Here is a 1,966-nt window from a genome sequence, read left to right as displayed (position 1 = left end):
GATCAAACTCTCCAATAAAGTTAGTTTGTCTAGCATCTAAAAATAAAAATTGACGTTTCACGTTGTTTGTTTCGTTCAGTTTTCAAAGAACTACTTGGCCGCTCATTTGCGACTCCCTTATGTTAACATCTTCATCTTTCAATGTCAACTAAGTTTTTTATTTCGTTTGCCGCGTTCTGCGTTATTGCATCGGCGACTTGTTCTATATTACACCTCTAAGTTGCAATCGTCAATATGTTTTTATAAAAAAACTTCATTTTTTACAAATCCCATTTACGTTATTAAATTTTCTATTTATATACCTCTTCTATAAGAATATATAAGCAACCCATAACATACTCTATGGGTTGCTATTCCCTCATAAAAACTATTGTTCTTTTGAAGGTACCGAACAACTTTCATCCGTACAAGACATATCGCTTCCGCCCTCTGAATAAAGCTCTTGTAACTTAGGCGCAGGATTCTCTTCTTCCCACACTTGCTGAAGTGCACCGACAAAAGTTTCAAGTGGTTGTGCACCTGAAATAGCATACTTTTGATTAACTATAAAATAAGGTACTCCCGTAATTCTATATTGCTGAGCAATCGCTTCATCAATTCTAACATCATTTGCATATGCGCTTTTATCATTAATAACGTTTAAAGCTTCTTGCTTATCTAAACCTGAAGCTTCAGCAATAGTAACAAGCGTATCCACATCACTTAAATTTCTCGATTCAGTGAAATATGCAAAAAGTAGATTTTCCGTAATCTCTTTTTCTTTCCCTTGATCCTTTGCAAATTTCGCAAGACGATGTGCATCAAAAGTGTTCGTCGGCTTCATCTCATCAAAATTAAAACTTAACCCCATACTAGCTGCATGATTTCCTAACTGTATATTATTACGCTTAGCTTCTTCAATACTAATCCCATACTTTGATGCAAGTACTTCATTAATACTTGTTCCAGAGTAGATTGGAGCATTTTGGTCTAATTCAAAACTTTTAAACTCAACTTCAACATCCTTCTTATGCGGAAATTGCTCTAAAGCCATCTCTAATCTACGTTTCCCAATGTAGCAAAATGGGCATACAAAATCTGACCATACTTCAATTTTCATAGAAACACCTCATTAACATGTAGTTTTCAATCATTGTAGCACTGGCACGAAAGAATTCAAAAATTTATGCTTCAAGTCTTATATACTACAACCTAAAATGAATTTATAAATAGAAAAAAAACGATAATCAAAAGTATAAAAGTATTTTCTTCTGATTATCGTATATATAACTCTAAAACAATCTAATTATGCTGGAATATATCTCCCCACGAACTTCCATACGGTATTCCAATATTTATTCGAATCTACCTTCTCGGCTTCTCCATATCCAGCACCTGGAACAATTAATTTCTCTTTTTCTACTTTTGCAGCATTATATACTTCATCTAACATTTCATAAGGAACGAATGTATCAGCATCCCCATGAATAAATAGCATAGGTGTTTTACCTTTAGCCACTTGTTTTATAGCTGAAGCTTCTTCTAAATCATATCCAGCTCTTAATTTCGTAACTGTATTTGCCGCATTCATAACAGGAAACTTCGACAAGTGGAACAAATCGTTTAGTTGATTACATCTATCTTTTCATATTATCTACTTTTTCAAAATTAAATCTTCTTATATTCAAGTACTCAAAAAACAACTGCACTTTTTTAAGACACCTACAGATTGTTTCTACAAAAAATAAAATAGAAAACCTTAAACTACACATCAAAAATGATGAAAGAAAATGAATATGAGAGGATTAAAAGAATAAGGCATTACTTACTTGAGGCTGATAAGAAGTTAGAAACACAAAAAAGACGAGTCATTCTGACTCGTCTTAAGCTTGCTTGGCGACGTCCTACTCTCACAGGGACAAGGTCCCAACTACCATCGGCGCTAGAGAGCTTAACTTCCGTGTTCGGTATGGGAACGGGTGTGACC

1 protein-coding gene, 1 rRNA gene and 1 pseudogene are annotated in these 1,966 nt (G+C 34.1%); all 3 read right to left on the bottom strand.

Annotation, left to right across the window (positions count from 1 at the left end; all coding sequences use genetic code 11):
* Window positions 1–367: 367 nt before the first annotated feature.
* A complete protein-coding gene (locus tag F8162_RS20260; RefSeq protein ID WP_151633995.1) occupies window positions 368–1,099 on the bottom strand; it encodes a DsbA family oxidoreductase in 732 nt (243 codons plus the stop codon).
* 186 nt (window positions 1,100–1,285) lie between these two features.
* Window positions 1,286–1,609: pseudogene (locus F8162_RS20255) on the bottom strand (alpha/beta hydrolase); the annotation flags it as partial.
* Window positions 1,610–1,870: 261 nt separating this feature from the next.
* Window positions 1,871–1,966: ribosomal RNA gene (rrf, locus tag F8162_RS20250) — 5S ribosomal RNA — on the bottom strand; the annotation flags it as partial.

This window comes from Bacillus sp. CH140a_4T (genome assembly GCF_008923725.1).
Lineage (GTDB): Bacteria > Bacillota > Bacilli > Bacillales > Bacillaceae_G > Bacillus_A.
Note: the sequence above shows the minus strand (reverse complement) of the source record. Positions and strands in the feature narration are given on the sequence as shown.